An 885-nucleotide genomic window follows, 5' to 3' on the forward strand; every position below is an offset into this window, starting at 1 on the left:
GAGGCTTATTCAGCAGGGCCCCGATAACCCACAGTGGACCCCCCGATAAATGAGACGGCCCGCCCTCCCATAGGATGGAGTTACCACACAACAACCAAAGAAAAGCGGACCGCCGAACATGTATCATACCACCGGCTTCACGACCGATCAGATCCGCGACCTCTGCGTGCTGGTCCGCGCCGAATGCCGGAACCTGGGCACGGAACCGTGGCCACCGATCCTCGGCCTCTACCGTGCCCTCGTGGTCACGTTGACCTACATGCGGCGCAACCGCGTCCAAGCGGAGATCGCCGAGGCGCACGGCGTCTCCCAGTCGACGATCTCACGGGCGGTCACCGGCATCACCCCGGTCCTCGACCGCGTGCTGGCGGGGTTCGCGCCGACCGCCGACGAGCTCGACCCGACCGTCCAGTACATCGTCGACGGCACCCTGTTCCCCTGCTGGTCATGGCGCACGGACCGCTGTCTGTACTCCGGCAAGCACAAGACCACGGGCATGAGCGTCCAGGTCGCCTGCACCCTCGACGGCGCGCTCGCCTGGATCTCCGATCCCGTCACCGGCAACCACCACGACTCGTACGCGATCAACGACACCGAGGTCCTCGTCAGCCTGAATCCCGGAGACTGGATCGGCGACAAGGGCTACGTCGGCAACGGCATGATCACCCCGTACAAAAAGCCCAAGGGCGGCGAGCTCACAGAGTGGCAGAAGGAATACAACAGGCAGGTCAACAAGATCCGCTGGGTCGTCGAACAGGTCATCGCGAACCTGAAGACCTGGAGAATCCTACACACCGACTACCGCAGACCGCTCGCGACCTTTACGGAAACGATCTCCTGTGTCATCGGGCTGCACTTCTACAGGATCGCCTGTGAATAGACCTC

Annotated in this window: 1 protein-coding gene; it reads left to right on the forward strand. The window is 62.9% G+C overall.

What is annotated here, in order from left to right; all coding sequences use genetic code 11:
* Positions 1–118: 118 nt before the first annotated feature.
* A complete protein-coding gene (locus ACFHWT_RS31350) occupies positions 119–880 on the forward strand; it encodes a transposase family protein (protein ID WP_416598314.1) in 762 nt (253 codons plus the stop codon).
* Positions 881–885: the final 5 nt, after the last annotated feature.

The sequence above is a fragment of the Micromonospora sp. LOL_021 genome, assembly GCF_048060215.1.
Lineage (GTDB): Bacteria > Actinomycetota > Actinomycetes > Mycobacteriales > Micromonosporaceae > Micromonospora_E.

Coding starts and splice junctions, on each gene's coding strand:
- ACFHWT_RS31350 (WP_416598314.1), top strand. CDS start 119: ATGTATCATACCACCGGCTTCACGACCGATCAGATCCGCGACCTCTGC.